This window comes from Bacillus coahuilensis m4-4 (assembly GCF_000171615.1).
Taxonomy (GTDB): Bacteria; Bacillota; Bacilli; order Bacillales; family Bacillaceae_K; genus Bacillus_T; species Bacillus_T coahuilensis.
In genome coordinates, this window is record NZ_ABFU01000066.3 from 51294 (window position 1) to 77594 (window position 26301).

The window sequence follows — 26301 nt, forward strand, 5'->3', positions numbered from 1 at the left end:
TGAAATCATTAGTTTACGCAAAAAGACAAAGTCCCTGTCCCCTAGTAATTTTTCTTCCACGATACTAAGTAGCTAATCATTTGAGTAAGAGGTAATAGTAGAAACAGTAGGATTGGATAATAAGGAACTTGGTCGATAATAAATGGATAGAGTACTAACAGTGCTGTCACAATAGGAAACGAATACCACATGCTAATATAAGAAGCTCTACAAGCCAGACTCGTAATTTGTTTTTCACGTTCATCCGTTTCTTCTAATTCAGGTGGTAGCAATAGGGATTTCGACCAAAACTTATTTTGCTTCTTACTGCAGCTAATGTAAGATAAAATTCCTCCTATTATAATAAAAGCTACGAGTGGAATAAGATTAATCTCAATCATAAATGTCTGGGTTGAACTTTTCACCACATTAGCAAATTGTGTAAATGCATCATACATTTCTACCATAGCCCAAGCAAAAAGTCCTAAGGTTAAAGCTGAAATAAAAATGTTTTGACGTACTCTCATTTTTCTTCCTCCTCAAAATAAAAGATTTCTTCAACGGGTAAATCAAACAGAGTGGCGATATTCATAGCGAGTAATAAGGAAGGTACATAGCTTCCTTTTTCAAGTGCAATAATCGTTTGGCGAGTAACATTCACCGAATCAGCCAAGGCACCTTGTGTTAATTGTGCCTTGCACGAAGTTCTTTCACGCGGTTTTTAACAATCATGCTGACCTCCATATTATAATCGTTAAGTATATTGTATAGTTAACTTTACATATTGTAAAGTTTATTTTACTTATAGTATAATTTAGCGCTATGGTATTAGTTAAAATGAGTTAAGTGCGTTTGTGTTGTCCCATAGTTCTTGCGATGATGAGAGTGTGACTGTGTTGGACGCACTAAATTTCGGTCAGAGATTCATTGTCCCGTCAAAAGGATAGTGATGTGCGCCAAATCCCCAAGAGCCTGCGTCCAAATTACGAGATGCTGCGCCAGAGCTTGCCCTTGCTTGCGTCAAATTTCGGTCTAAGCCCTATTTTCGCGTCTAAAGGAAAGATAGCTGCACACATTTCATATCGATCTGCGCTGAGATTTACTCAAGCGGCGTCTGTTTAGAACTGCCTTCATTCTTACTTGAAATTTCGTTACGCAACTCCTATTCTTAGACACTTTCTTCGGTCAAAAGCTACATTTAAAACAGTAATACAGCTTGGTATCAATTCATCATCTTTAAAATATAGTAATAACAAATACAGCTATTGACATATCATACGCTTTATCATACTATCACTTTAATATGATAAACATATCTATTTTTTTAATCATAATTCCTATTAAACAGGTTGGTTAAATTGGGTTTTTAATAAAGGAGGGGTTGAAATGAAATACGGTTTTTGGTTACCGATTTTTGGTGGTTGGTTAAGAAATATTGAGGATGAAAAAATGCCAGCTACATTTGAATATGCCAAAGAAGTGATTGTTAAAGGGGAAGAATGGGGATATGACACGACACTTATTGCTGAATTGTATTTGAATGATATAAAAGGATTTGAAGCAGATTCCTTAGAAGCTTGGTCAACGGCATCCGCTTTAGCAGCGGTTACAAATAAAATAGAAATTATGACGGCCATTCGTCCAGGTTTTCATAATCCTGCGGTAGCGGCAAAAATGGCGGCTACGATTGATCAGATTAGTAACGGGAGGTTTACATTAAATGTAGTATCGGCTTGGTGGGAGCAAGAAGCAAAGCAATATGGTGGAATTTTCACTGAGCATGATGAGCGATATGAGCGAACAAGTGAGTTTCTTGAAGTGATGAAGGGGCTCTGGAAAAGTGAAAACCCTTTCTCATATGACGGTAACTATTATTCTATTGAAAATAGTCATCTATATCCTAAACCAGTTCAAAAGCCTCATCCCGTATTATATGCTGGTGGAGAAAGTGAAAAAGGAAAAAATACGATTATCGAGCATTGTGATGCGTATGTGATGCATGGTGGTACTGTATCTGAAATTAGGGAAAAAGTAAATGATATGAAGCAGCGTAGAAGCAAAACTACTACGATCCCTCTTTCTTCCTTTGGTATGGCGGCGTATGTTATTTGTCGAGATACAGAGGAAGAAGCTTTAGAGGAGCTGCGTCGTATCACTCATGTAGTAGATTCTAGCGGGTATGTAGGTTACAACGATTTCACAACAAAATCTCAACTAGAACAAAAAATTAAACTTCAGGATTATTCTGTGTCGAATCGTGGATTACGTCCTAATTTAGTCGGTACACCTAGACAAATTGCTGAGAAGATCCTTGCTTTTGAAGAAGCAGGAATTGATTTATTACTCCTTCAATTCTCTCCGCAATTAGAAGAGATGGAGAACTTTTCAAAAAAGGTAATGCCACTTGTGGAAAAAAATCGAAATTAACAAAAGGGGAAGATGTCCGTTGAGTAAAATATACGTTATACATGAAAATGATGAATGGACAGTCCATTTAACGAATAGATTAGAAGAATATAATCTGCCATATGAGCTATGGCATCTAGACGAAGGGAGTATAGATCTTTTATCCTCTCCACCAGAAGGAATATTCTATAGTAGAATGAGTGCAAGTTCTCATACAAGAGGGCATCGTTATGCTCCAGAATTGACGGCTCAAGTGCTTTCATGGTTAGAGTATCATGGTAGGACCGTCATTAATGGTTCTCGTGCTCTTCAGCTAGAAATAAGTAAAGTTCAACAATACTTAGAACTAGAAAAACATGGAGTTAAAACCCCTAGAACTATTGCAGCTGTTGGAAAAGAGGCTTTACTACAAGGGGCAAAGGAATTTGAAGGGACCCCGTTTATCACGAAGCACAATCGTGCAGGTAAAGGACTAGGAGTTCAATTATTTCATTCTCTTCAAGCTTTTGAGCAATATTTAGATGGGGCGTATGAAGAGCCTATCGATGGAGTAACCTTACTTCAAGAATATATTCAATCTCCAGATCAATCTATTACTCGCTGTGAATTTGTAGGGAGAGAATTTGTATATGCCGTTCAAGTAGATACATCTGAAGGGTTTGAGCTGTGCCCAGCAGACGTGTGTAGTATAGAAGAGTTATTTTGTCCGGTAGGTGAAGTAGTTGAAAATAAACCTAAATTCCAAGTGATTGAAAACTTTCAAGACCCCATTATTGATCAGTATAAACAGGTTCTCCTTGCAAACGGTATATCAGTAGCAGGTATTGAATTTATTCGAGACAAAGAGGGTGTAATCTACACGTATGATATTAATACGAATACCAACTACAATAGTGAAGCGGAAAAATATGCGGAACGTTTTGGAATGCTAGAGCTTGCGATATTTTTAGGAAAGGAATTAGACCATAATAATTCGGTTAGCAAAAAGACGATTACAAAGTAAATGATCAGATGGAAAACGACTGGAAACATAGTATACTAGATCTATAGGATGTAGAAGGAAGGTTTCCGTATGTTCATTGGATTACTCGCAACAGGGCTTATTCTTGGGATCATGGTTCGATTTGGAATGAAGGCTTTTACTTCGGGTTATGGCTTTGCAAATGACCTTGAGAATAATCCAGTTCTCCTAAAGGTATGTAATAATTGTAATCACCGAATTCCTAGGAACTATACGAAAAATTTGTGTCCACATTGCCATAAGCCTCTGCAATAAAGTGATAGAGAGACTGCTACCTAACCCAAAGTAGGTTTGGTAGCAGTTTTTTTAATTTTATTTGGAAAAATTACCCTCATCAGTAAAAAACTCCAGCTACAAGCAAAACACCACCCACTGTAAACATAATTTCTAAATAAATGGTAAGGATAACTCTAAAGCCTTATCGTAAAGGAGGATGAATTTGAAAAGAAGAGTACTCCAAAGAAAACAAACCAAGTCAGATCAAGGCAAACTTGTTTCAGAAGAGTTAGAAGTGAATATACAGGATCTTAACTCTATTTTTTCTCCTGAACGAAATAAGGACTATATCACTCGTACATTGACGGTTTCTGGGTTGGATCAAAAATCAGTAGTAGTCTATATGGCAAGTATTTCAACATCACAAGATATTGAGTCAAGCATAATCAATCCTTTAGTGAAGAATCAATCCCCTACTAAAAAGATTGAAGACATTGTTTCAGCATCCTCCATTACGCCTACCGATGATTTTTTAAAAGTAGTCCGCCATATAAGCAAGGGAGACACGGTATTATTACTAGATGGATCCCAAAATGCCTATATCTTTGCTACGTCTGACTTTCAAAGTAGGAGTATTGGAAAACCTGAAAACGAAATGTCTATTAAAGGACCAAAAGAATCTTTTACAGAAAAGTTAGGAACAAATTTATCTCTTATTCGAAAAAAAATAACATTCAGAAAAGTTGTATGCAGAGAGTCATGTTGTATCGCAGCGCTCATTAAATGAAGTGCTGTTAATTTATAATGATGATCTTGTCAGCAAAGATACACTAGAGGAAATACGAAACAGACTTAAAAAGATTAATGTGGATGCAGTGCCAAACATTTCTTTATTAGAGCAGTATATTGAAGAAAGCAACAGGTCTCTATTTCCTACGATTCTCTATACGGAGCGACCTGATCGAGCTGCAGCGTTCTTAGAGGATGGACATATTGTGTTGTTAATGGAGAATAGTCCAGATTGTCTTATTCTCCCTGCAACTTTTTGGTCATTTTTTCATTCTTCTGAAGATCATTTTTTACGCTTACCGTACGGAAACTTCACACGCATCCTTAGGGTGTTGGCTATTTTTATCACCCTATTTTCTTCATCCATCTATATAGCTATTACAAATTACCACAGCGGTATGCTTCCTCCGGATTTACTGTTTGCAATTGCAGGAGCGAGAGAGAAGGTTCCACTGCCTGCCGTCTTTGAAATTTTACTCATGGAAATCGCTTTTGAATTGATACGTGAAGCTGGACTGCGAGTACCTAACCCTATAGGTCCAACGATTGGAATTGTTGGAGCGCTCATTTTAGGTCAGGCCGCCGTGGATGCAAATATCATTAGCCCCATTGTGATTATCGTTGTGGCTCTTTCTGGATTATCTTCTTTTGCTATAAATGATTTAAGCTTGAATTTTTTAGTACGAATGCTGAAGTTTATGTTTATCATTTCAGCTGGTTTTTTTGGCATTATGGGTATGGCCTTCTCCTTTACAATGGGACTTTGTTATATGGTTACGATTAAATCGTTTGGTGTGAGTTATCTAGCTCCAATGTCTCCGTCCTATCGATCTTCAGATGATACGGTACTAAGAAAATCTCTATGGAATGAACGATTAAGACCTGGTTATTTAAAAACGGCTGATGTTGTTAAAAAAGACAAAAAATCAGGAATGAGAAAGGAAGATACGATGAGTATGAAGGTGATGGATCAAATTGGTCAAAAAGAATATTTTGCGATCCTCTTAATAATTATTGGATTAAAAGTTACAGATATGACGCCTTCTCTCATTTATCCAGATGTGTTGAGTTCATCATGGATGGTTCCGGCACTTTCTTACCTTATCCTTTTAATTCCTATATCCTTTTTATGTCATCTATTAGTCAAATTAGATAAGGGAGGCTTATATGAAGTTAACGGAAAGGTGTTTGGTAAGGCATTAGGGAATCTACTAAATATCATTTTTTTAGGTATATTATTTGCTGCTATTGTCATTGAGAGTAGAAGTTATGTTGATTTAATTTCTACTATGTATTTTGAACAGTCTCCTGTCATTTTTATTTTACTTTTTATTCATGCTTGTTTGTTTTTATGGTGCTAAGAAAGGACTAGAGGCCATCGGAACTGTATCATGGCTTTCCTTTTTATATTTAGAAGCCGCTATCCTTTTTTCGTTTAATTTTAATGATTCGGATTGGAGATTTTAATCGGATGTTCCCCATACTTGGACCAGGTGTAAAAGTAATCGCACAAGAATCCTTTTCAAATTTATCCCTGTATGGCGAGGTCATCGTATTAGCCTTCATCTTTCCTTTTATACACAATGTGAAAAAGTTCAAAAAGACCACTATCGTGGGATTGTCAGTGGTCATGGTAAAACTATTTATTTTTTTTATCGTGTATTTACTTTTATTTGATTATCCATCTGCTAAGAATATTACGTATCCTTTTCATGAAGCCATAAGAAATATATCCCTTGGCTATTACTTAGATAATCTAGAAACCCTTTTTTTACCTATTTTGGCTCATTGGAACATTTATAAAGATTATGGTATTTCTCTATTTGTTAGCCTATATTTTTTCAAAGATTGTCAAAATAGATGAATTCGAGCATCTATTATTTCCTTTAGCAGTCATTGTGTTGTTAACCGGAATGATACCTGAGAATGCAGCCGTTAATGTCTATACGGTTGGTAAAACCTTGTTCAACTACAGCTCTTATTTCTTTTTGATTTATCTAGTATTACTATGGATATTCGCAAAAGGAAGGAAGTTAATATGAGCAGACACATAGTTCTTTTCATGATGGTCATCCTATTTCTTTCAGGCTGTTATGACAAAAAAGAAGTAGAAGAGCAAGCCTATGTTGTCGCTTTAGGACTGGATCAAGGTAAAGAAGGAAAGCTGAAAGTTACCTATCAAATTGCTAATCCTGAAGTAGGATCTGCTGCAAAGGGAGGACAAGCAAACGAAGATCCTTATGAAATTGTGACGTTTGAAACCAATGATTTTGTTTCAGCGAGAGATACATCTAATGCATTTATTACACGAAAAGTGACGTATGAGCATCTAGATGTCATCATTACACATGAAGATCTTGCAAAAACGGAACAATTTTTACGCCTCATGTATGTTACTACGAAAGATAAAAGTATACGGAGAAATACGAAGCTAATATTTACGAAAGAACCTGCTGCCGAGTTTTTAAAGCAGAATAAACCTATTCTTGAAACAAGACCTCATAAATATTTTCAATTTATGACACAACGAACAAATGAGACGGGACTTGTACCAGAAGCGAATATCCAGCGATTTCTAACCATTGCAGAAGGAGATGCCGATTTATTCTTAGGGATGTATGCAAGTACAGTTCAAGAAGAGGAAAATAAGAGAGCAAACGAAGATGAATTTTTAGCAGGACAAATTAATAAAGAGGGTGGAAACCCCACTCAATTTATTGGATCGGCTGTGTTTAAAGAAGGCAAGATGATTGGAAAATTAACCGGTGAACAAACGAGGTTAGCCTTAATATTAGATGAAACGTTAAATATGTCCGATATCATTACCACCTACCCTGATCCACTAATGGATGAATATAGAATAGCGGTGAGGTTAATGAAGAGTAAATCAAATAAATAACAAAATGAACCTGCAAGGGAAAACACCGACTGTTGAAATAAAAATTCCAATAACGATTGATGTACTAGATGTCCCGAGTTTAAAAGACTATGCAAATGTTGAGAAGAACAAAAAACTGTTAAGAGAATCAATAGAAACCGCACTAGAAGATAACTTAATGGAATTGATTAAAATGACGCAACATGAATTTAAAGGAGACCCATTTAATTTGTCTTTAGAGGGGAGAAAAGAGTTTCTCACCATATCCCAATACGAGAAGTTTGATTGGATGAACAGTTATCCGAATCTTATTATTACAGTAGATTGTATGATTACAATCGGAGAATTTGGTAAGCAAATAAAAACACCGAACCTGAATGTGTTAAAGGATTGATTGTAGATGATATTCGTATTTTGGGCCATTATAGTATGTGCCATAACTTATACAGGAGGATATTCTTATGTCCTTTTTAGAACAAAAAAGAAAATGGGGGGCTTTGGAGTCTTACTGCTTACAGTTCTCATTATCATCCTCCCTTTTTTTGTGACCATCCATTAAAAAAGGACAGAGTATAAGGTTTACCAGTGTGAATTATTGGGAACAGTTTTAATGATATAAGTTAAACATTAAAACATCACGAATGAACGAAAGGGTGGAGATGATAATCATGAAAGAACAGTCTCTTCAAGTCACCCATGACTCTGTTAAAGATTATTTTATTCATATGCTATTAGATCACGGATTTGTTAAGTTAGAAGATGGAAGACAATTATATGAAGGCTCCTTTTCTGAATTAAAGGCACTTTGTCAGCAGCTTATTCTGATAGAGCAAGATATAGCATTATAACAACAGAGAGCGGTCAAGAGACGGCTCTTTACTTATTAAATTATTGTTTAAGAGGAGCTTGCCTATGTTTTGGTGGAGCTTTATTTTTATGGTTAGATTTGTGTTCATTCATTTACTCTCCAAAAATATGAAATTTTTATCCGTAATTCCAAGAAGTCGCTTCCTTTCAGTAGCAGGTGGAATCTCTGTTGCGTACGTGTTTGTTCACTTATTACCAGAACTTGAGGAGCATCAACAAGTTTTTGATGATGGGGAGGTGTGGGTTTGGCTAGGTAGTCATGCCTACGTTCTTGCTATGGTAGGGCTTAGCATATTTTACGGCTTAGAAAGACTAGTCAAAACTTCAAAGAGGAAAAATACTCGTCCATCATCAAAGCCTACTGCGGGTATATTTTGGTTACATATTTGGTCCTTTTTCCTTTATAATGCATTAATTGGTTCTCTCCTTGTACAAGAGGAATATGAGGGACTACATGAATTATTTTTTAACTTTTTAGCTCTTGCAGTACATTTTATTTCAAATGACCATGGCCTACGTGAACACCACCGACAAGTATACGATCGATTCGGGCGATTTATATTGGCTAGTGGGATTGTATTGGGGTGGATTGTTGGCCATGTTTTAGAAGTGAATGAAATGTTCCTTTCATTTCTGTTCGCATTTTTAGCGGGGGGTATTATACTAAATGTTTTAAAAGAAGAGCTCCCTGAAGATCGTGAAGCAACTTCTGGGCATTTATGACAGGAGTGGCTGGATACACAACACTGCTAATCATATAAGGTGTGGACTATCCGATTAGGGAAGGGATAGTCCATACTTTATTATTGGAATGTAACTTCTACTTTTGCCGTAACGCCTATTTTTCCGGTTGGAATAGGTGTTGTACTTTCGGAACTGACTCCTAGTACTTTCCCGTAAGGTGTTGGTGAAGTAGAAGTAGATAGCTCGACTATTTTAACGGGAGCTAGTTTTCCACCTACCGTTGATACATTTCCTAAGCTTCTAGCCTTTGCTAAAGCACGCTCATAGGCCTTAACTAGTGCTTGGTTGTAATATTCTTCGGTTTGTTCCACATCAAATTGTACGCTTTCTACGATATTAGCCCCATTAGTCACAGCATCATCTATGACTTTGCCAATTTTCGTTAAATCTTTCATCTTTACTTGAAACACTTGACGAACCTCATACCCTTTAAACCGCTGTTTTCCTTCAATATAATCATACTGTGGGTAAATTTGATAGGTGGACGTTTGTATATTTTTAGAAGGAATGCGGTTCATTTTAAAGGATTGTAATATTTCTTGGGAAATCGCTGCGTTTTCCTTTTGAGCCACTGCTAGTTCTTTATTTGAAGTTAAAACCCCAATTTTTGCATAGGCTACATCTGGTTCAACATTGATGGTATACGAACCGTACACTTTAATCGTGTGATCTTGTGATTTGGTTCCTCTACTATATGATAGATAAGGATACATCCAATCTCCTCCTTACACACATGTAAATGAACGAATTCTTCGTAAGTCTACTCCAAAGTATACCCAACCCCATCCAGTCCAACGATATCCACTTACACTTCTTCGACCCACAAAGGTAGGGTAAAACCAGTAAGATTGTCGATTATTTTGCCAAATATACGTATAACGAAACAAGCAGCCTCTTATGGAACCAGGATCAACAGCCATTACAGAAGCGGACTGTGTTTCAACGGGAATTTGAGATGGTGGTGGTCCAGGAGGCATTTTGGTTTCCACCTTGAGAAGGTGATTGGCCAGGGAATCCAGGTTGATTCGGTTGTCCCCCACCTTGAGGGAAACCTGGGAATGAGCTTAGTGGACTTGTAGGCGGTGGGAAAAAAGGCAATTGACGATACATAGACATACCCCTTTCTTTATCGTGATCTTCTGTTTTAGCCTATGTGTTCTTATGAATTTAGGTGCATAACTACTTAAGAAAAGTTAGTATATTGTTAGGGAAAGGGTTATTTGGGATAATGGGAAGTCTGTTTAACCAATGAACGGTTTAAACAGGTAGTTTATTAGAGTAGAGAAGGAGGTTTAAGACGTGGGGTTACTCATCGTTAGATTGGTAGCGTATCTTCCAATCTTTTATCGAATACCTAAAAGGTTAGACTCTCTTGAAAAAGAAGTAAAAAGGTTAAGTGATATGAATAGGTCATAGGAATTCTGCGTAAATAAGCCGCTACCGACGAGAGTCAATAACGGCTTGTTTTCTTACTTTTGTGTAGCGAATGAATGATGAATCACATCTTTTAATACTTTCGCAGAATGCTGGAACTGCTCATTTTCTTTCTCGTTTAGTGGAAGTTCAATCACTTCTTGAATGCCTTCACGGTTAATGATTGCAGGAACACCGATATATAAATCTTCCTGACCATACTGACCTTCTAAAAGGGCAGATACAGTGAGTATAGACTGTTCATTATTAAAAATGGCTTTCGTAATTCTAACGAGCCCCATTGCAATACCATAGTATGTTGCTCCTTTACGTTCAATAATGTGATAAGCAGCATCACGTACGTTGACAAATATATCATCTAAGTCGGTCATCAATTCATTGTTTGGCTTCTTGCTAGCCTGTTCCAATGGACTTAAACCAATGCGAGCGTGGCTCCAAACAGGGAATTCAGTGTCTCCATGCTCACCCATTATATAAGCGTGGACATTACGAGTATCAATATTAAAGTAATCCCCTAAAAGATAACGTAGACGAGCAGTGTCTAAAATTGTACCAGAACCGATGACCCTTTCTTTCGGTAGACCAGAAAATTTCCAAGTAGCATATGTTAAAACATCAACTGGGTTTGTGGCAACTAAGAAAATCCCATCAAAACCACTGTTCATTACCTCAGTCACAATCCCTTTAAAAATTTTGACGTTCTTTTCAACAAGATCTAATCGAGTTTCTCCTGGCTTTTGAGCAGCTCCTGCTGTAATAACAACTAGATCTGCATCATGGCAATCTGCATAAGTACCAGCATAAATCTTCATAGGAGAAGCAAATGCAAGTCCATGATTCAAATCACGCGCATCGCCATTAGCTTTGTTGAAATCTAGGTCTATTAAAACCATTTCTTGAGCAATCCCTTGATTTAACATGGCAAATGCATAGCTTGAACCAACGAAACCTGTACCAATTAGTGCAACTTTGTTTTTTCTTTTTCCGAACATCATCGATCACCCTTTTATTTTGAATTTAATTGTTAGTTTGAGAATTCTTTAAGAACCTAAAGGGTTCTAATTGTGAAAAGTTTCACAATATCTACAACTGAATAATAACACAATTTTGTTTGGTTGTGAAGTATTTCACATGTAGAATATACCATGTGTGTAGTGGAAAACAGTGTGATAAACATCACACCTTGTGAAGTTTGTTCATGGGATTCATAAATTTGTCATATTGAAAGCGTTTTTGTCTAGCCGGTTAAGGGGACAGGGACCTTGTCTTCTACCTTAGCTAATCTAACGAAACCTAGGACCCGACCGCCACCTACCACTAAAATGCTAAAATGGATTTAACAAAAAACAAAAAGCCTTGATCCGAAGCTCAAGGCTTTTAACTAAGAGTAAAAGGATATTATTTGGAGTTCAAGTTTTTCAGCAGGACAAAGTCCCTGTCCCCTCGTCCGTTCAATAGGGCGCATTTGTTGTAAAAAATATAATGTCATATAATATAGTTAGTGACTATTTTATATGACCTTTATTAGTTAATTATTAACAAAATAAAAATGAATGCAAGGAGGAATGAAAATGGCAGAGCATCATTTTCATTTAAAGGCGCATTGGCCAGGACTACGTAATGATGTAGGTGAAATCGAAGCCGATCATTTAGTGACAAAAATCTCTATACCAAAAGAAATGAACGGTCCCGGTATTGGTACAAATCCTGACGAAATGCTCCTTGGGGCAGCAGCAACATGTTATATTATTACACTAGCCGCAATGATGGAACGTAGTCAGATAGAGAAAGATGGATTAACGATGGAATCAGAAGCAATTGTTGATGTGACAGATGGTATATTTACATATAAAAAAATTATCCATCGACCAGAAATAGTATTGAAACAATATGCTTCCGATCGAGACAAAAAGGTCGCACAAAAGATTGCGGAAAAAGCTGAAAAATCTTGTATGATTAGTCGTGCAATTCAAGGCAATGTGGATATTCAATTAGAAGTAACTATTAAAACTGCTTAATTGTAGATTCAAATGAAGTTGTGGAAAGCCCAAATTTCATTGTGATTTAATAAGGTATATCAGTTAATGAGAGCTATAGTTTATTTAAGAATCGGTGACGATTGTCGAATAACAAAGGTAGAAAATGATTGAACTTAAATTCACATCGTGTCTTCAGGAGAAGAATCCATTTTGATTAATCTTTTTTCAAAATGGATTCTTTTCATTAGTGTTGATGTTAGGATTTGTGAGATATTTTTGATCAAACTTTTTTGATCAAACTTTATTCTAAAGCAACAATAGTAAAGCAAACAGAACTACACTGACGCGGAGATCGTGAAAAAAAGCGCACCACCTTCTAGGAAAAGCGCAAAAGTAGAGAACTAGACGCCAATGGTCCACTCCAATATAATCAATGAAGCCTTTGTAAAACTCCAACTTTTTCCACATAAAAAAACTACAGAGACAACTAGTCTCTGAGTCAAAGATCAATCATTAGTGTGGTAAAAATACCAACTGAATAAAGAATAACACGGCAAAAATATAGAGTAATGGATGAACGTCTCGCCATTCTCCTTTAAATACTTTTAATACAGGATACGTAATAAATCCGAATGCAATACCCGTCGCAATGCTTGATGTTAATGGCATAGTCAAGATAACCAAAAACGCTGGGAATGCTTCGTCTAATTTATTCCAATCTATTTGGGCGATATGTCCCATCATAAAGCTACCAACAATAATTAGTGCAGGAGCTGTTATGGCTGCAACACTTGAAATAGAACCTACTAAAGGAGCAAAGAATGCCGCAATAGCAAATAAACCTGCAACCGTTACGCTTGTTAAACCAGTTCGTCCACCTGCTGCAACACCTGAAGAGGATTCAATATAAGCAGTTGTTGGGCTTGTTCCTAGTGTAGCACCTACTGTTGTTGCTACCGAATCAGCTAATAGAGCTTGACGAGCACGAGGCATTTTCCCATCATTCATAAGACCAGCTTGACTAGCTACCCCGACCATTGTTCCTGTTGTATCAAAAATGGTAACAAGTAGGAAAGAGAAAATAACGGCATATAGTCCGTATGTGAATACATCAGCTAAATCGCTTAAACCAAAAGCAAATACTCCATCTGCAAACATTGGAAATTGAGCAATTCCTTGTTCAAACGACAATTCACCAGTGAAGAAAGCAATAATAGCTGTGATAATCATCCCAAAGAATAATGCCCCGTTCACACGTAAGATCATAAGGATTAATGTAACCAGTAATCCAACTAGAGATAAAATAACGGGTAGTGAATGTAAATCACCTAAACCTACGATGGTTGCGGGATTTGCCACAATGATTCCAGAATTTTTAAGACCAATAAAGGCGATAAATAAACCGATACCTGCTGAAATGGCATTTTTCAAGTTGCTTGGAATAGCTTCGATTAATTTTTCACGAAGTGCTGTTAAGGATAAAAGGACAAATAAGATCCCTGCAACAAACACAGAAGCAAACGCTACTTGGTATGAAACACCTCCACCTAATACAACAGAATAAGCGAAGTAGGCGTTTAAACCCATTCCTGGAGCAATCGCTATCGGATAATTGGCAACAAGACCCATCCATAATGTTCCGACGACTGCTGCGATTACTGTGGCAAGAAATACTTGGTTAAAGGGTACACCTGCGTCAGCCAATATACTTGGGTTAACGACAACGATATATACCATGGTTAGAAACGTAGTTAAGCCGGCTAGCAGCTCTGTCTTAACTGTTGTTTTATTTTCATCTAATTTAAACATAATGACCTCCAAAAACACGAACATTTTTAAACACAATTTATATAATATTCGTTTTTATGATTTTTTTCAAGAGTTTTGTTTTAAATTTTTTGTAAAGGAATATAACGAAATTGTCAGATTTTTATTCCAATCCTTCCATATTTCCAATACTATAGGAGTAACGACAGTAAAGGTTGGGATGACAAAATGTATAACAAATTAAAGAATTTATCAGTCCCTGAACAAGCAGAATATCTGACAGAAATGCTTGTCGAACGCTCGAGTATGAATGGAACAGATGGAGAAATCCAAAAAGCTTATTTGATATACGACATAATTAAGTCTTTCCCGTATTTTAAAGAGCATCCAGAACAAGTTTGGATTCAGGAACTAGAGAAGGATCCATTTCGCAGAAAAAATGTTTGGGCTCTTCTTAAAGGAGAGCAGGCTAAGACATTGCTGATGCATAGCCATTTTGACACAGTTGGTGTGGAAGATTTCGGAGAGTTAGAGGATATAGCACACAGTCCAAAAGCACTCCAGACATTTTTTCAGCAGTTTGATGAACAACCTGAATTGAAGAAAGAAGCGCAGTCTGGTGATTGGATGTATGGGCGCGGAGTACTGGATATGCAAAGCGGGGTAGCGGTCCATCTAGTTAATTTACTGTTTTATAGCGAAAAATCTAGTTTAAACGGAAACCTTTTATTTCTATTCAATGCAGATGAAGAAACCAACCATAGAGGAATGATTGGTGCTGTAGATGAAGTTCTTCGCCTTAAAAGAGAAGGATTAGACTTTTTAGCAGCTATCAATACGGACTTTATCTCTCCTCAATATAATCAGGAATCAATCAAAAGAGTATACACCGGAACAGCGGGGAAAGTGTTACCAAGTTTCAGTATTTATGGAAGAGAAGCTCATGTAGGAAATGCACTTTCTGCTATAGAGCCAACAACGTTAGCGAGTCATTTGGTTTCTAGAATTAATTATAACTTGGAACTTATGGAAGAGATCGACGGAGAATTAATTCTTCCACCAACTTGCTTGCAGCTACGTGATACGAAGGAGCAGTACAGTGTCCAGACACCAGTTTCGACGAGACTTTATTTTAATTACTTCCTTTATGAAAAAAGTCCAAACGACATCTTACAGGAATTAAAAGAAATAGCACAACATGTTGCTGATGAATATGAGAAGATGGCCATTCGGAATGACAAGGTGTACCGTTCGAAACATCATCTCCCTCTATCTACGTTACAGTGGAAAATAGAGGTGCAAACGCTTCAAGAATATGTAGAGTATTTAACGGAACAAGGCATACAGGTTCAAGATCTTATGAAGAAGGTAAACCTAGAGGGGGATGAGCGAGCACAAGCTTTTGAAATGGTAGATATATTGCAGCAAGCAGATCCTAAGAAGCACCCAAGAATCTTACTATTCTTTGCTCCCCCCTATTTACCAAGTAATTATTTGTCGAGGGATAACTCTTATGGTGAATTCATTGAAGAGCAGTTAGAGGAACTTCTTCCGAAATTACAGGAGCAATACAATGAAGTGTTTGCCATGAAGCGATTTTTTCCTTATTTATCGGATGGGAGCTTTTTATCGATACATCAATCAGATCAAGAATTAGATGAGTTAAAGCAGAACATACCTTATCAAGAGGTATTACTGCCTGTGCCATTTAAAAGTATTAAAGAATTGTCTATTCCTTCTCTGATTTTTGGCGTATACGGAAATGATGGTCATCAGTGGACGGAACGACTATATAAGCCTTATTCATTTCATAAACTTCCTTTTATCATACAAGATGTAGTGGAAAGGTTATTAGAAGAGAAACCATGAGAAGTGCTAGGACTCCTCATGGAAAAAATTTCTAAAATGCTCTTCTTCGTCAATCGATGAATTAGAGTAGTAAGGATTTTCTTCTGTTGCATCTTGTGGATCTACGTTTGTTTTGATGACTAGGGTAGGACTAGACGAAGGAGCTGCAATCATTCGGTCCTTTAATTCTTTAAAATCTGGTAATGATTCGTTGTATTTCACTATACCACCTCCCTAGATTAGTTTGCCCCAGGATGGGTGAAATTAAAAACCCCCTTAAACTATTTGGTTTAAGGGGGTGTTGTTTATTTTACAAATTCAACAACGGATTCTAGTGGTAGTCGGCTAGAAGGACGAGCTTCTTGAAGTGGCTTTCCGATTGTAATTAACATAACAGGAACATAGCGATCAAAAATTGAAAATTCTTCTACTAATGCTGCTGGGTTAAATCCGCCGATTGGGCAAGTGTCATAGCCGCTGGCTTTAGCAGTTAGCATAAATTGCATCGCTGCTAATGAAGCGTTGCTGAATGCTGCATCGCGTGCTACTTGTTCACTTTGGTATGCACCTTGAATTTGAGCGTTTAGTGCATCTTTAATCTCTTGTGTCATAAATCCAGCTTCCACGGCAGGATTAAATACAGGATCAACATTCTTGTTTGCTTCTAAGTCACCTAAAACCGCAATGACGGCAGAAGCTTCAAGGACTTGCTGTTGATTGTAGGCAATTGGAAGTAATTTTTCTTGAATTTGCTTTTCGTCAAACACTAAGAATTTCCAGTGTTGTAAGTTCCAAGCGGATGGTGCTTTTGTGGTAATTTCTAACATCTTTGATAACTCTTCACGAGAGATTTTATGGTTAGGGTCGTAAACCTTAGTGGAACGACGCTCTGTTGCTACATCAAAAAAGTTTGTCATAATCTGATGTGTCCTCCTTAAATGGATAATATTACTACTTAAAAGTTAGTAACTTTTTGTAAGTGAGTTTAGTGTATACCATGAAAAGAAAAATGGTCAAGAAATCTGTTTAAGGAGCATGCAACGGGTGTAGCACAGAGGTATATAGTAAGCGACCACCCTATCATAGTATGAGCAAAAAATGTGGAGTGAAAGAATTAACTACGCTGGTTCCATTATTTACATGACAATGAATATGAAAAATAGGGAAAAAGAGACAAATTTTATTTTTGTCTCTTTTTTATGTTTGCTAAGTATAAACCAGTGGAACTGTGAAGGGAAAGAAATTGTCTGTATTGATCCTCAAACAGGTTTGGAGCATGTCGATAGGCCAAATGACCAGCGTTACTCGCAATTACCAAGGTTAACAGTTGAACTTTTTCCTTAAGAGTTATGAGTGTATCTAAATGAATCTGATCAAATTCTCCCATGAACCAAAAGTAGGGAGCTTCTATTAACGGAAGTTCTTGTTCAAATGGATAAGAAAAGAATAAATCGACAATTTGTTTCATAACGTCGGGATTCATCGTGACGCCGTACTCGATAAACTTTTCTGGTCCTTCGTCAACGGTGAGTAAACGAGGAATAACAGAGTTTGCATATTGGCCGATCCAATCTTTAAAGTCTAAATTATAGAACGTTTCCTGGTTCCTTTGAAACGCTTGAAATAAATCGGTTTTTGGTTCAGCGAGGTAGCCACCAACACAAGCTAAAGAAGAAACCATATCGGGGTAGCGAAAAGCAAACGCGCCTGCAATAAAATTTCCAAAGCTAAGTGAACATAGGTGAGCTTTAGTAATGCCTACAGTATGATAAATTTCTTTAAGCTGTTCAGTAAGAGTATCGATGGATAAGACTATATTTTCTCCACGGTCAGTACCATGACCTAATAAGTCATATTTAATAACATGATAATCGTTAGACAATGATTCAAACTGATATTTAAAGGCTTGTTGATTTCCTACAACCCCATGAATAAATATGATGGCTTCACCACTGCCTTTTTGTTCAATGTTCAACGCGCAAGCCTCCTTTTCTTCTTATGTATTATAGAAGGTTTTACCATAAGCGTAAACAAAAGAGATGTTTACAGGGTTATTCATATTCCATTGGCCTGTCCCATAAAGTGTAGGGGAGGAGGGGTACAATGTGGAAAGAGTTTAAAGAGTTTGCAATGAGAGGAAATCTGATTGATTTAGCGGTAGCTATCATGGTAGGGAGCGCCTTTAGTAAAATTGTTGACTCTCTTGTTCAACATATTATGATGCCCGTTATAAGTGTGCTAATTGGTGGCATAAACTTACAAGCACTCACATTAAGATACCGATCTATTTATATTCCATATGGAGAGTTTTTGCAATCATTAGTGGATTTTTTCATTATTACTGCTAGCATTTTTTTCATAATTAAAATGATGAATAGAATAAAAGGGAACCGGAATAGCTCGTATGAAATTCAATCTGCATCTGAATTGGATGTGTTAAAAGAGATACGAGATTTATTAAAAGAAGAACAGAAACTAAAGCAAGTATCTATCACCCTTCGGGCAAATAAACGATATGATCATCATAAAACCAATAAAAGATAACCCTAAACCTCGTCTTATTTGACGAGGTTTAATCATGTCCATATAGATATTAATTCCAATTGTTTTTAAAGAGATCTTACTCCATAACGGTTGATTTGTTCTCTAGTTTTTGGTAATATCTACTATTGCTCCCCAATCACCCACAGATTCCTTTCATGACGGCTGCAAATAATCGAAAGGAGAAGCGAAGGATGGAAAAACAACCACTTCACCCTGAATTTCAACAAGAGGCCAATCGATTAGAATTTACGAAGAGATATATCGACGCAGTCATTAAAACAGCCCAAACAAGTAAAGATCAATTTAAGCAAAATATGAAAGAAGCGTTTGGAGATGAAGATTTTATTGAATCCTCTGCTGCTTACACCGACTTAATTGCGAATGCAAGCTTTTTTGACATGTCTCAAGATGAAGTAAATGCTCTCATCAAAGCTCGGAACAAACCATACTTTGCAAGAATCGATTATAAGAGAGAAGAAAGCGCGAACCATGAAAAGCATTACATAGGAAAGACATCTCTTTATCAACGTGAAAACCAGGAGCAAATCATTGTGGATTGGCGTTCACCTATTGCTAATCTCTATTATGAAGGACGAATTGGTAAGGAAAGCTATCAAGCTGAAGGTGAAACATTTCATGGTGAGCTTACGTTAAAGCGCCAGTATATGATAGAAAAGGGAAATTTAGAGGAAATACGTGATATTGATTTAACCACCATGGATGAATTACTTCAAGATTCCCTAGCGAAAAGCTCAAGTAACCGTTTAACAGAAATCATTTCCACTATTCAAGAAGAGCAAAATCAAATTATTCGTGCTGACCTAAATAAACCGATCATTGTTCAAGGAGCGGCCGGAAGTGGCAAAACGACCATTGCCCTGCACCGAATATCCTATTTTATCTACCAATACAAACAATACTTTGATCCAAGTCAGTTGATGATTTTGGCCCCAAGTCATTTATTTATAGATTATATATCAGAAGCACTTCCTGAACTTGGAGTAGAGAGAATCAGACAAACCACATTCTCTGACTATGCACTCACCTGTATTGAAAAAACATTACGAATACGTAAAGATGATAAATTAATGAATTTAGTCGAAAATCAAACAGAAGCCTCTCTGGTAGCGGCAGATGTGGCTAGATTTAAGGGTTCTAGAGAAATGAAAAGAACACTTGACCGTTATATCCAACACATTTTTTTAAGATTTCAGACGAAAGATGACTTCTATATTGATAAATACCGCTTATATGCAGCAAATAGATTTAATAAGCTGTTGATAGAGGAATATCATTATTTACCTCTATATAAACGGATTGAGAAGTTAAAGGGGATTTACAAGGTACGGTAAAGAATAATCGCCAGCTTATGTTACAAAAAGTAGAAAGATTTTTCGATGATAAAATTGAAAAAGCCCTTTTTAGAAAAGAAAGTCCAGAGCGCAGGGAGTATGTGACGAAAGCGTTGGATAAGAAAGAAGAACGCATCGTGCAACTCAAAAAAGAAATTCGCAACGGGGTGAATTCTTATTTTAAGCAGTTTGAAAAAAAGAATATTTTGAACTATTACAAAGAGTTATATAGTAACCCAACCATGTTAGTCGAGCTTTCAAATGAGGAATTAACCATGCAGGAAGCTGAAATGATTTGTGATTATAGCAATAGGCAATTTACGTCAGGTAGAGTGGAAGTTGAAGATTTACCCGCACTCCTTTACTTACAAACCCATCTATTTGGAGTGGATAAACAACATCGAGCAAAAAATGTAGTGATTGATGAAGCGCAAGATTATTCTTATATGCAGATTCAGTCCTTAAAATCAGCACTGGATACTGATATGTTTACACTTGTTGGAGACTTGGCTCAAGGTATTCACTCTTATCGAAGTATCTCAAGCTGGGAGCCCCTATTAAAAGAAATCTTCCCACGAGCGACATATAAAGAACTACAAAAAAGCTATCGGACAACCGTTGAAATTATGAATGAAGCGAATAAATTGCTTGAAAAGCTACCAAACACATTTCCGAAAGTAACGCCAGTTGTGAGGTACGGAGAGACTCCCACCTACGACCAGATAACTTCTGACTTTCAAGGTCATCTGTGGGAAAGATTATTAAGCTATAAAGAAGACGGCTTACAAACATTTGCTATTATCGGCAAAACAGCGAATGAATGCGAAAAGATTGCAGATGAGATGAGTGACAGAAAAGATGAATTTGTTATGTTAAAAGAAAATGAAAGAATTCCGAAAGATAAGGTCGTCATTGTCCCAAGCTATCTATCTAAGGGTTTAGAGTTCGATGTAGTGTTCTTAGTATCAATAGATGAACAATTTAAAGAATCAAATGTATTAGACATAAAGCTCCAATATGTGGCAATGACTAGACCACTTCACCGATTGCATTTATATAGTAAAAATAAGGATGCATTTATAAAATAAATTGGTTGTCAAATGAAGGCGGAATTTACTTGAATTCCGTTTTCTTTTCATTTTATATGAATATTTATCTCAATTTCAAAATAAATTATATTGTTGTCTAGCTTTTACGTTTCAGAGCCCAACCTTACGGGAATTAGAAGGGAGGAGCGTGGATTTCAATTCTTAAAATATACATAAAGATTCATTTATTCTTATTCATCCTAGATCATTCTAGTTGAATTAATATATTGAAAAGGGGACATGGACGATGAGTTCAGTAAAGGTTGCAGTTATTTATTACAGTTCAACAGGTACGAATTATCAGTTAGCGGAGTGGGCAAAGGAAGGTGCGGTAGAGGCTGGGGCTGAAGTAAAAGTGTTGAAAGTGAAAGAATTAGCACCGAAGGCAGCGATTGAGTCCAACCCAGCATGGAAACAACATGTTGAGGAAACCCAACATGTCCCGGAAGTATCTCTACACGACTTAGTATGGGCTGATGTGTATATATTCTCAAGTCCTACGCGATACGGGAACATCCCTTCACAACTTCAACAATTCTTTGACACAACGGGTGGATTATGGTTTCAAGGAAAGTTAGCAAATAAGGTTGTGACAGGCATGGCTTCTGCTAGTAACTCTCATGGCGGACAGGAGCAGACCATTCAATCCATTTATAAGACGATGATGCACTGGGGAGCGATTATAGTACCAGCAGGCTACACAGACGATAGTATTTTTGCTGCTGGTGGAAACCCATATGGTACTAGTGTCACCATTGATCAAGAAGGAAACATGATTGAAAATGTAGAGGCGGCGGTGAAGCATCAAGCTAAGCGTACCGTGTCTATTGCTAAATCACTTCAATAGAAAACAGGGCAATGAACTTTTCTATCGTTCATTGCCCTGTTTTTTGATTCATAGCCATTCATTTGCTAAGCTAAGAGAATGAATGAAACAAGGAGAGATCCTATTAGATGGAAATGGAATCAACTATATCAATTACATATGTACAAAGCAAAAAAGTGATCAATCAACTTATGCAAGTAACAGAAAATAAGTATTACACTCTAACCTTACTTGAATGGGGGATTTCAACACATGATCAAACATTTAGTATACTTGAAGTCTTGGATATCTCCTATCGTTCTTTTTCTAATCATGGGGGTATTTTATATTTGCACACAACAAAAGGCTTATTTCCTTTTCATATAAAAGAGTCTCCTGAACCTTTTATTGAGAAATGCCAAGAATGGCTAGAACAAAAAAATAGAGGATGAAAATTCACCCTCTACCTTCAATTTGCTTTCTGGTATTCTTCATTTTCTATCGCATCTAAAAAATGATCAACATACTTGGCGTCCCACTGTGTACCTTTACCGGACTCGAGTATAGCCCTTGCCTTATGGCTCGGCATTCCCTTTCGATATGGACGATCTGATGTCATCGCGTCATAAGAATCAGCAACAGCTATAATACGACCGAAAAGTGGTATGTCTTCTCCAGCTAATCCTTCAGGATATCCTCTACCGTCATATCGCTCGTGATGGTATTTAATCCCTGGAAGAATAGGGCGTAATTCAACAGGTAACTTTACTTGTTCTAAGATATTGGCCCCTATTACTGTATGTGTTTTTATTTGTTGAAATTCAAAGTCTGTTAATTTCCCCTCTTTTAATAGAACAGAATCTGGTATGCCTATTTTTCCAATATCGTGGAGTAGAGCAGATTTTCTTAGGAGGTCTATTTCTTGATGAGAAATTCCAGCTTTTTCTGCAATCATCACAGAATACTCAGCGACACGAATGGAATGTCCTGCTGTATAAGGATCTCTAGCATCTAATGTAGCTGCAAATACTGTAAAGAAGCTTTCAAGTAGTTGTTCATTCCGTTCATCTCGCTCTTTTATACTTGAAACCATATGATTAAATCCACTTACAAGGTTAGAGAATTCGTCTGTATAAATATTGTTCATCGTGTCCAAGTGTCCTTGCTTCACCTTGGCAAATTGCAGCTTTAGAGAATTAATAGGAGCATCAATACTTTTATATAACAAAATAGAATTGATAAAAGAAAGAGTCGTAATGACAGCTAAAACAAAACCAGCCCAAGTCCAATAGCCATTTGAACCATATTCATCTAATCGTACGTTTGATGCTAAAATAAATAATAGTATAGGAAATGTTGCGGTAAAGATAAAGGAGGTTAAAAGCTTTTTCTTTATACTAGCATAGTAATCATGATTTCCATCATCCATAATTCTTAGTTTATGTCCTCTTAATTGAATGTCTAGTATTAATCGTTGACTGGACTCAGAAGTCTGAAAAAACTCAATAACAGCATGAAGCGTTGCAATTAAAATAGCACCTCCACATGCATAGACAACGTATATATAGGGTAAGTGAATCCACCCTTTATAGATAAAAAGAAGGATCAGAATGACAGCTGGAATGGAAAGGCCAAATAAATGTGGACCTAATATTCGTTTAACGGTTTCAATGGGAAAACGTTTAGCAGCGACTAAAGCTTGGTCATATTCTTCTTTAGAGGGTAGTGATCGTTCATAAAATTGTTTAATAGGTTTAATATTCTTTCTGTAGCTTAGAATTTCTCCTGCAAACATAAAGATGGAAGAAAACATAATAATAAAGCACAATAGCGTGATTTCAAATGGACTAATATCAAGAAGTGTGTAAAAAATAAAAACACTTCCAACCCCAAAAACGGCAAGAGAGGAACTGACTATGTAATGTTTTAGTGTTTCTCGCTGGAATTTCTTAAAACTTTCCATCATTTCCTCTCCTTTCTTGTCAATAGATGTATTATACCATTTACACTTTTCGAAAGGGAGATTGATTTATTGTCAATTTATGCAAAAAGCATCCATCTTTTTTCCTTAGGGAGAGGTGCTAGTATAGTAAATGGCTCCTCTGAAATAGGATGAACAAATTGAACACTTTTAGCATGGAGAGCTTGGCCGTTTGGGTCTTTTGTTCCTCCATATAATGTATCCCCCAATATTGGATAGCCTAAATGACTCAAATGAACTCGTATTTGATGAGTTCTACCTGTTTCTAAAGATAATTCTAACAAGCTAAGATTATTTATGTTCTTTACTACTGTGTAATGAGTTACCGCAGTTTGACCATTAGGCGAAACTCTTCTCCTAGTAGGGTGATGACGATCTTTGCCAATCGGTTTTGAAATCGTATCATGATTTTTCTGTAATTGGCCATTCACGATGGCAAGGTATGTTCTTTTAATGTGTTTATGTTGAAGCATTCTGTCTAAGATTGCTTGACTTAAATGATGTTTAGCGAAGATAACCGCTCCGCTAGTGTCACGATCAAGTCGATGAATCGGATGTGCCCTGCACTTAACTCCTTGAGATTCAAAATAACTAGCTACAAAGTTACTTAATGAATCGTGTTGGTTTTCGTGAGAAGGATGAGTATCAACTCCAGTAGGCTTATTCACCACCAATAAATGATCATCCTCAAATAATATTTGTAGTCTACCCACTGTTGGTATAAATCCATAGTCTTCTTCTATAAAAAGGGAAAAAGATACTATCACCTATTTGAAGGGGAACCTTCCAGTTTGCTTTCTCATTATTTAATAGAATGCTGTTCTCCATTCTCCACGTATGGACCAACTTTTTAGGAGCCATCCACTTATCTTTAAGAATCTCTTCTATAGTTAATCCCTCCCAATTAGAAGGGGCATCAATCTTACAATAATTACCTATTTTTTGTATAAGCATATGGAACCTCCAAAAATCCTAATGTGGTCGTTCTTTTCTTAGGGCACTTGTTTCTGAAGCATGCATGGTGAATCTTACCACAGTCTTCAGGCCAATACATATGATATTCTAGTAGCAGCATATAGGTAGGGTGGGATAAATAACATGAAAGTACTCATAGCATCAACAGAGGAACAAGAAGCTGAAATACTCGACCTTCTTGATTATATGTACGAAGAGATTTTCCCTCAATTTTTTTCTGATGTAGAAATTGAAAAGTTTAGAGGGGAGCATTTCTTACATATGTCTCGTGAGGAGCTTTCGTATTACGGAACGCGTAAGGAATATTTTATGATATTATCTAGTCTTCAAACCATTATATCAATCATTGAATCCAAACAGAAAGAAAAGCAGTATGAGTATTACAGAAACTTATTTCTTCAAAATGTAGGTATACTTGAAGAAAACGGGATCACTTGTCCTTTCGAACTGGATCATTTCCTCATTAAGAATACAGACATAAGTCGATTTGGGAAAGCGGCGAATGTCTACTTGGCGTAAGAATAAAAAACTCGGAGTTTATAAATTAAACTCCGAGTTTTTTTGCTAATTAAAATGTGAAACAGATTAATCTACAACTTCACTATTTAACCATGTGCGTAAATCTTCTTCAGGATGTGCACCTACTAAGCGGCTTACTTCTTGTCCGTTTTCAAAATGAATGATGGTTGGAGTTGCTTCGATGTTGTAGTCTATCCACCCTTGTTCAAATTCTTTCACATTATACTGAACCATATATATACCAAGTTCATCTGTGATTGGCACAAGAATTGGTGTAGTTGAGCGACAATGTGGGCAATCAGAAGCATAGAAATACACAGTCACTTCTTCCCCGTTTTCTAATTTTTCATCTAGCTCATCTGGAAGAATGACATTTTGGTAATTCGGATCATCTAAAATTTCTAACGTTGAAGCATCCAATGTAGCTTTTCCAAATGGATTTCCTTCTGCAGCTTGTTGATTCTGGTAATAGGTTAATCCACCAATTGCACCAAATAATATAAGTATACCAAGTGTAAAAATGATAATTTTTTTCACTGTTTTTCCTCCTTTAAAGACCGTTGTAGCAGAAATGTTGAAATGAAAATGATAACAAATGCTGTTAAAGCTAAGAATGGAATGGTAATAAATCCAAGAAAGTTAATATATTCTCCTGTACAAGGTACTCTACCACATGAAGGGGCAGCTTCAGTAAGAAACGTTAACTTTTGTAAGGAATAATGATAAGCGGAGACGAACAATCCCAAGCTTGACAGGATTCTTGTATACATCCATATGTTTCCATCTTTTTTGGCAATGGCCACCGCGTAAAGAATCGTCATAGGATACAWTWAAWTCCTTTGATACCAACATAAGGWACAAGGTTCATAGCCCTTTATTTCTGAAAAATACAAGGAGCCCATCGAGGCAATTAAGCTAGCTGCGAACCCTAAAAATAATACATTCTCTTGTTTTTTAGACATGCCGCTACCTTCTTTTTAATTAATTTAAGCTATACCCATTTTAAAATATACACTACTATGAACATATGAACAATAAATGAAACATTCTTGTCCTTTTTGTGAATAAATTTTGAGTTTATCTTTTTAAAAAAGAAGGGAAAAAATAAA

The 26301-nt window shown here is 36.6% G+C and carries 30 protein-coding genes and 1 pseudogene; 17 read left to right on the forward strand and 14 right to left on the reverse strand.

The features are described from left to right. Positions 1-41 precede the first annotated feature (41 nt). On the reverse strand, positions 42-506 hold the full coding sequence (locus M44_RS17970) for a hypothetical protein (protein ID WP_010175865.1): 465 nt from the start codon (positions 504-506) through the stop codon (positions 42-44). Then, a pseudogene (locus M44_RS24185) lies at positions 503-711 on the reverse strand (helix-turn-helix transcriptional regulator). The gene M44_RS17970 and the pseudogene M44_RS24185 overlap by 4 nt, the downstream one beginning before the upstream one ends. Positions 712-1365: 654 nt before the next feature. Here M44_RS24185 and M44_RS17980 point away from each other — a divergent pair. The 9 genes from M44_RS17980 (at position 1366) to M44_RS24200 (ending at position 8879) form a co-directional block, all read left to right on the forward strand. Next, complete coding sequence (locus M44_RS17980; protein ID WP_010175869.1) at positions 1366-2406, forward strand: LLM class flavin-dependent oxidoreductase; 1041 nt, start codon at positions 1366-1368, stop codon at positions 2404-2406. A 19-nt stretch (positions 2407-2425) separates the two neighbouring features. Continuing rightward, complete coding sequence (locus tag M44_RS17985) at positions 2426-3388, forward strand: ATP-grasp domain-containing protein (RefSeq protein WP_010175871.1); 963 nt, start codon at positions 2426-2428, stop codon at positions 3386-3388. Positions 3389-3845: 457 nt separating this feature from the next. Continuing rightward, positions 3846-4409: a spore germination protein gene (locus M44_RS29165; RefSeq protein ID WP_272941210.1), complete on the forward strand. Its 564-nt coding sequence runs from the start codon at positions 3846-3848 to the stop codon at positions 4407-4409. Beyond that, positions 4366-5772 carry a GerAB/ArcD/ProY family transporter gene (locus tag M44_RS29170; protein WP_272941211.1) on the forward strand — a complete coding sequence of 469 codons (1407 nt, stop codon included), beginning with the start codon at positions 4366-4368 and terminating at the stop codon, positions 5770-5772. Before M44_RS29165 ends, M44_RS29170 begins: the two co-directional genes overlap by 44 nt. A gap of 77 nt (positions 5773-5849) precedes the next feature. Continuing rightward, complete coding sequence (locus M44_RS29175; RefSeq protein WP_272941214.1) at positions 5850-6275, forward strand: GerAB/ArcD/ProY family transporter; 426 nt, start codon at positions 5850-5852, stop codon at positions 6273-6275. A 174-nt stretch (positions 6276-6449) separates the two neighbouring features. Continuing rightward, positions 6450-7310, forward strand: coding sequence for a Ger(x)C family spore germination protein (locus tag M44_RS29180; protein WP_050771014.1), 861 nt, complete (start codon positions 6450-6452; stop codon positions 7308-7310). A 4-nt stretch (positions 7311-7314) separates the two neighbouring features. Then, positions 7315-7683, forward strand: coding sequence for a Ger(x)C family spore germination C-terminal domain-containing protein (locus tag M44_RS25635; protein ID WP_050771015.1), 369 nt, complete (start codon positions 7315-7317; stop codon positions 7681-7683). Positions 7684-7957: 274 nt separating this feature from the next. Continuing rightward, positions 7958-8137: a Fur-regulated basic protein FbpA gene (locus M44_RS18010; protein WP_010175879.1), complete on the forward strand. Its 180-nt coding sequence runs from the start codon at positions 7958-7960 to the stop codon at positions 8135-8137. 64 nt (positions 8138-8201) lie between these two features. Beyond that, positions 8202-8879: a hypothetical protein gene (locus M44_RS24200; RefSeq protein WP_010175880.1), complete on the forward strand. Its 678-nt coding sequence runs from the start codon at positions 8202-8204 to the stop codon at positions 8877-8879. A gap of 80 nt (positions 8880-8959) precedes the next feature. Here M44_RS24200 and M44_RS24205 read toward each other — a convergent pair whose 3' ends face one another. The 3 genes from M44_RS24205 to M44_RS18035 form a co-directional block, all read right to left on the reverse strand. Further along, positions 8960-9613 (reverse strand): SIMPL domain-containing protein, encoded by a 654-nt coding sequence (locus M44_RS24205; RefSeq protein WP_010175883.1) that lies wholly within the window; start codon positions 9611-9613, stop codon positions 8960-8962. A gap of 12 nt (positions 9614-9625) precedes the next feature. Beyond that, positions 9626-9877 (reverse strand): hypothetical protein, encoded by a 252-nt coding sequence (locus M44_RS29660; protein ID WP_010175885.1) that lies wholly within the window; start codon positions 9875-9877, stop codon positions 9626-9628. 492 nt (positions 9878-10369) lie between these two features. Then, the gene (locus M44_RS18035) at positions 10370-11326 is read right to left on the reverse strand and encodes an L-lactate dehydrogenase (RefSeq protein WP_010175889.1); all 957 of its coding nucleotides are present in this window, start codon (positions 11324-11326) and stop codon (positions 10370-10372) included. A gap of 579 nt (positions 11327-11905) precedes the next feature. Here M44_RS18035 and M44_RS18040 point away from each other — a divergent pair. Next, positions 11906-12352, forward strand: a complete 447-nt coding sequence (locus M44_RS18040; protein WP_010175891.1) for an OsmC family protein — start codon at positions 11906-11908, stop codon at positions 12350-12352. Positions 12353-12826: 474 nt separating this feature from the next. On the opposite strand, the gene M44_RS18045 is transcribed toward M44_RS18040, so the two are convergent. Next, positions 12827-14122, reverse strand: coding sequence for an NCS2 family permease (locus tag M44_RS18045; RefSeq protein ID WP_010175893.1), 1296 nt, complete (start codon positions 14120-14122; stop codon positions 12827-12829). Positions 14123-14308: 186 nt separating this feature from the next. On the opposite strand from M44_RS18045, the gene M44_RS18050 reads away from it, so the two are divergent. Continuing rightward, positions 14309-15949 carry a M20/M25/M40 family metallo-hydrolase gene (locus M44_RS18050; RefSeq protein ID WP_010175895.1) on the forward strand — a complete coding sequence of 547 codons (1641 nt, stop codon included), beginning with the start codon at positions 14309-14311 and terminating at the stop codon, positions 15947-15949. Between the two features lie 6 nt (positions 15950-15955). On the opposite strand, the gene M44_RS18055 is transcribed toward M44_RS18050, so the two are convergent. From M44_RS18055 to M44_RS18065, 3 genes are all read right to left on the reverse strand, one after another. Then, positions 15956-16150 carry a hypothetical protein gene (locus M44_RS18055; protein ID WP_010175897.1) on the reverse strand — a complete coding sequence of 65 codons (195 nt, stop codon included), beginning with the start codon at positions 16148-16150 and terminating at the stop codon, positions 15956-15958. Positions 16151-16233: 83 nt separating this feature from the next. After that, positions 16234-16845 carry a nitroreductase family protein gene (locus tag M44_RS18060; RefSeq protein ID WP_010175900.1) on the reverse strand — a complete coding sequence of 204 codons (612 nt, stop codon included), beginning with the start codon at positions 16843-16845 and terminating at the stop codon, positions 16234-16236. Between the two features lie 263 nt (positions 16846-17108). Continuing rightward, entirely contained in the window at positions 17109-17903 is a 795-nt protein-coding gene (locus M44_RS18065; RefSeq protein WP_010175901.1) for an alpha/beta fold hydrolase, read from the reverse strand. Positions 17904-18031: 128 nt separating this feature from the next. On the opposite strand from M44_RS18065, the gene mscL reads away from it, so the two are divergent. From mscL to M44_RS24220, 5 genes are all read left to right on the forward strand, one after another. Then, the gene (gene mscL, locus M44_RS24210; RefSeq protein ID WP_010175904.1) at positions 18032-18472 is read left to right on the forward strand and encodes a large conductance mechanosensitive channel protein MscL; all 441 of its coding nucleotides are present in this window, start codon (positions 18032-18034) and stop codon (positions 18470-18472) included. 191 nt (positions 18473-18663) lie between these two features. After that, on the forward strand, positions 18664-19824 hold the full coding sequence (locus tag M44_RS28570) for a HelD family protein (protein WP_237705336.1): 1161 nt from the start codon (positions 18664-18666) through the stop codon (positions 19822-19824). Between the two features lie 17 nt (positions 19825-19841). Next, on the forward strand, positions 19842-20912 hold the full coding sequence (locus tag M44_RS28575) for a UvrD-helicase domain-containing protein (protein WP_237705337.1): 1071 nt from the start codon (positions 19842-19844) through the stop codon (positions 20910-20912). A 247-nt stretch (positions 20913-21159) separates the two neighbouring features. Continuing rightward, positions 21160-21759 (forward strand): NAD(P)H:quinone oxidoreductase, encoded by a 600-nt coding sequence (gene wrbA / locus M44_RS18080; RefSeq protein WP_010175906.1) that lies wholly within the window; start codon positions 21160-21162, stop codon positions 21757-21759. 107 nt (positions 21760-21866) lie between these two features. After that, positions 21867-22169: a hypothetical protein gene (locus M44_RS24220; RefSeq protein ID WP_010175908.1), complete on the forward strand. Its 303-nt coding sequence runs from the start codon at positions 21867-21869 to the stop codon at positions 22167-22169. Positions 22170-22186: 17 nt separating this feature from the next. On the opposite strand, the gene M44_RS18090 is transcribed toward M44_RS24220, so the two are convergent. The 3 genes from M44_RS18090 to M44_RS28580 all read right to left on the reverse strand — a co-directional run bounded on the left by M44_RS18090 (position 22187) and on the right by M44_RS28580 (position 24652). Beyond that, entirely contained in the window at positions 22187-23683 is a 1497-nt protein-coding gene (locus M44_RS18090; protein WP_237705338.1) for an HD domain-containing phosphohydrolase, read from the reverse strand. Positions 23684-23757: 74 nt separating this feature from the next. Then, a complete protein-coding gene (locus M44_RS24225; protein WP_237705343.1) occupies positions 23758-24369 on the reverse strand; it encodes an RluA family pseudouridine synthase in 612 nt (203 codons plus the stop codon). 34 nt (positions 24370-24403) lie between these two features. Next, positions 24404-24652 (reverse strand): hypothetical protein, encoded by a 249-nt coding sequence (locus M44_RS28580; protein WP_237705339.1) that lies wholly within the window; start codon positions 24650-24652, stop codon positions 24404-24406. A gap of 144 nt (positions 24653-24796) precedes the next feature. Between M44_RS28580 and M44_RS18100 the strand changes: the two genes are divergently transcribed. Next, on the forward strand, positions 24797-25192 hold the full coding sequence (locus tag M44_RS18100; RefSeq protein WP_010175912.1) for a DUF5365 family protein: 396 nt from the start codon (positions 24797-24799) through the stop codon (positions 25190-25192). A 66-nt stretch (positions 25193-25258) separates the two neighbouring features. Here the strand turns inward: M44_RS18100 and M44_RS18105 are convergent, their stop codons facing one another. Together M44_RS18105 and M44_RS18110 are read right to left on the reverse strand one after the other, a co-directional pair. After that, positions 25259-25729, reverse strand: coding sequence for a thioredoxin family protein (locus M44_RS18105; RefSeq protein WP_010175914.1), 471 nt, complete (start codon positions 25727-25729; stop codon positions 25259-25261). Beyond that, complete coding sequence (locus M44_RS18110; RefSeq protein ID WP_010175916.1) at positions 25726-26154, reverse strand: disulfide oxidoreductase; 429 nt, start codon at positions 26152-26154, stop codon at positions 25726-25728. Before M44_RS18110 ends, M44_RS18105 begins: the two co-directional genes overlap by 4 nt. Positions 26155-26301 lie beyond the last annotated feature (147 nt).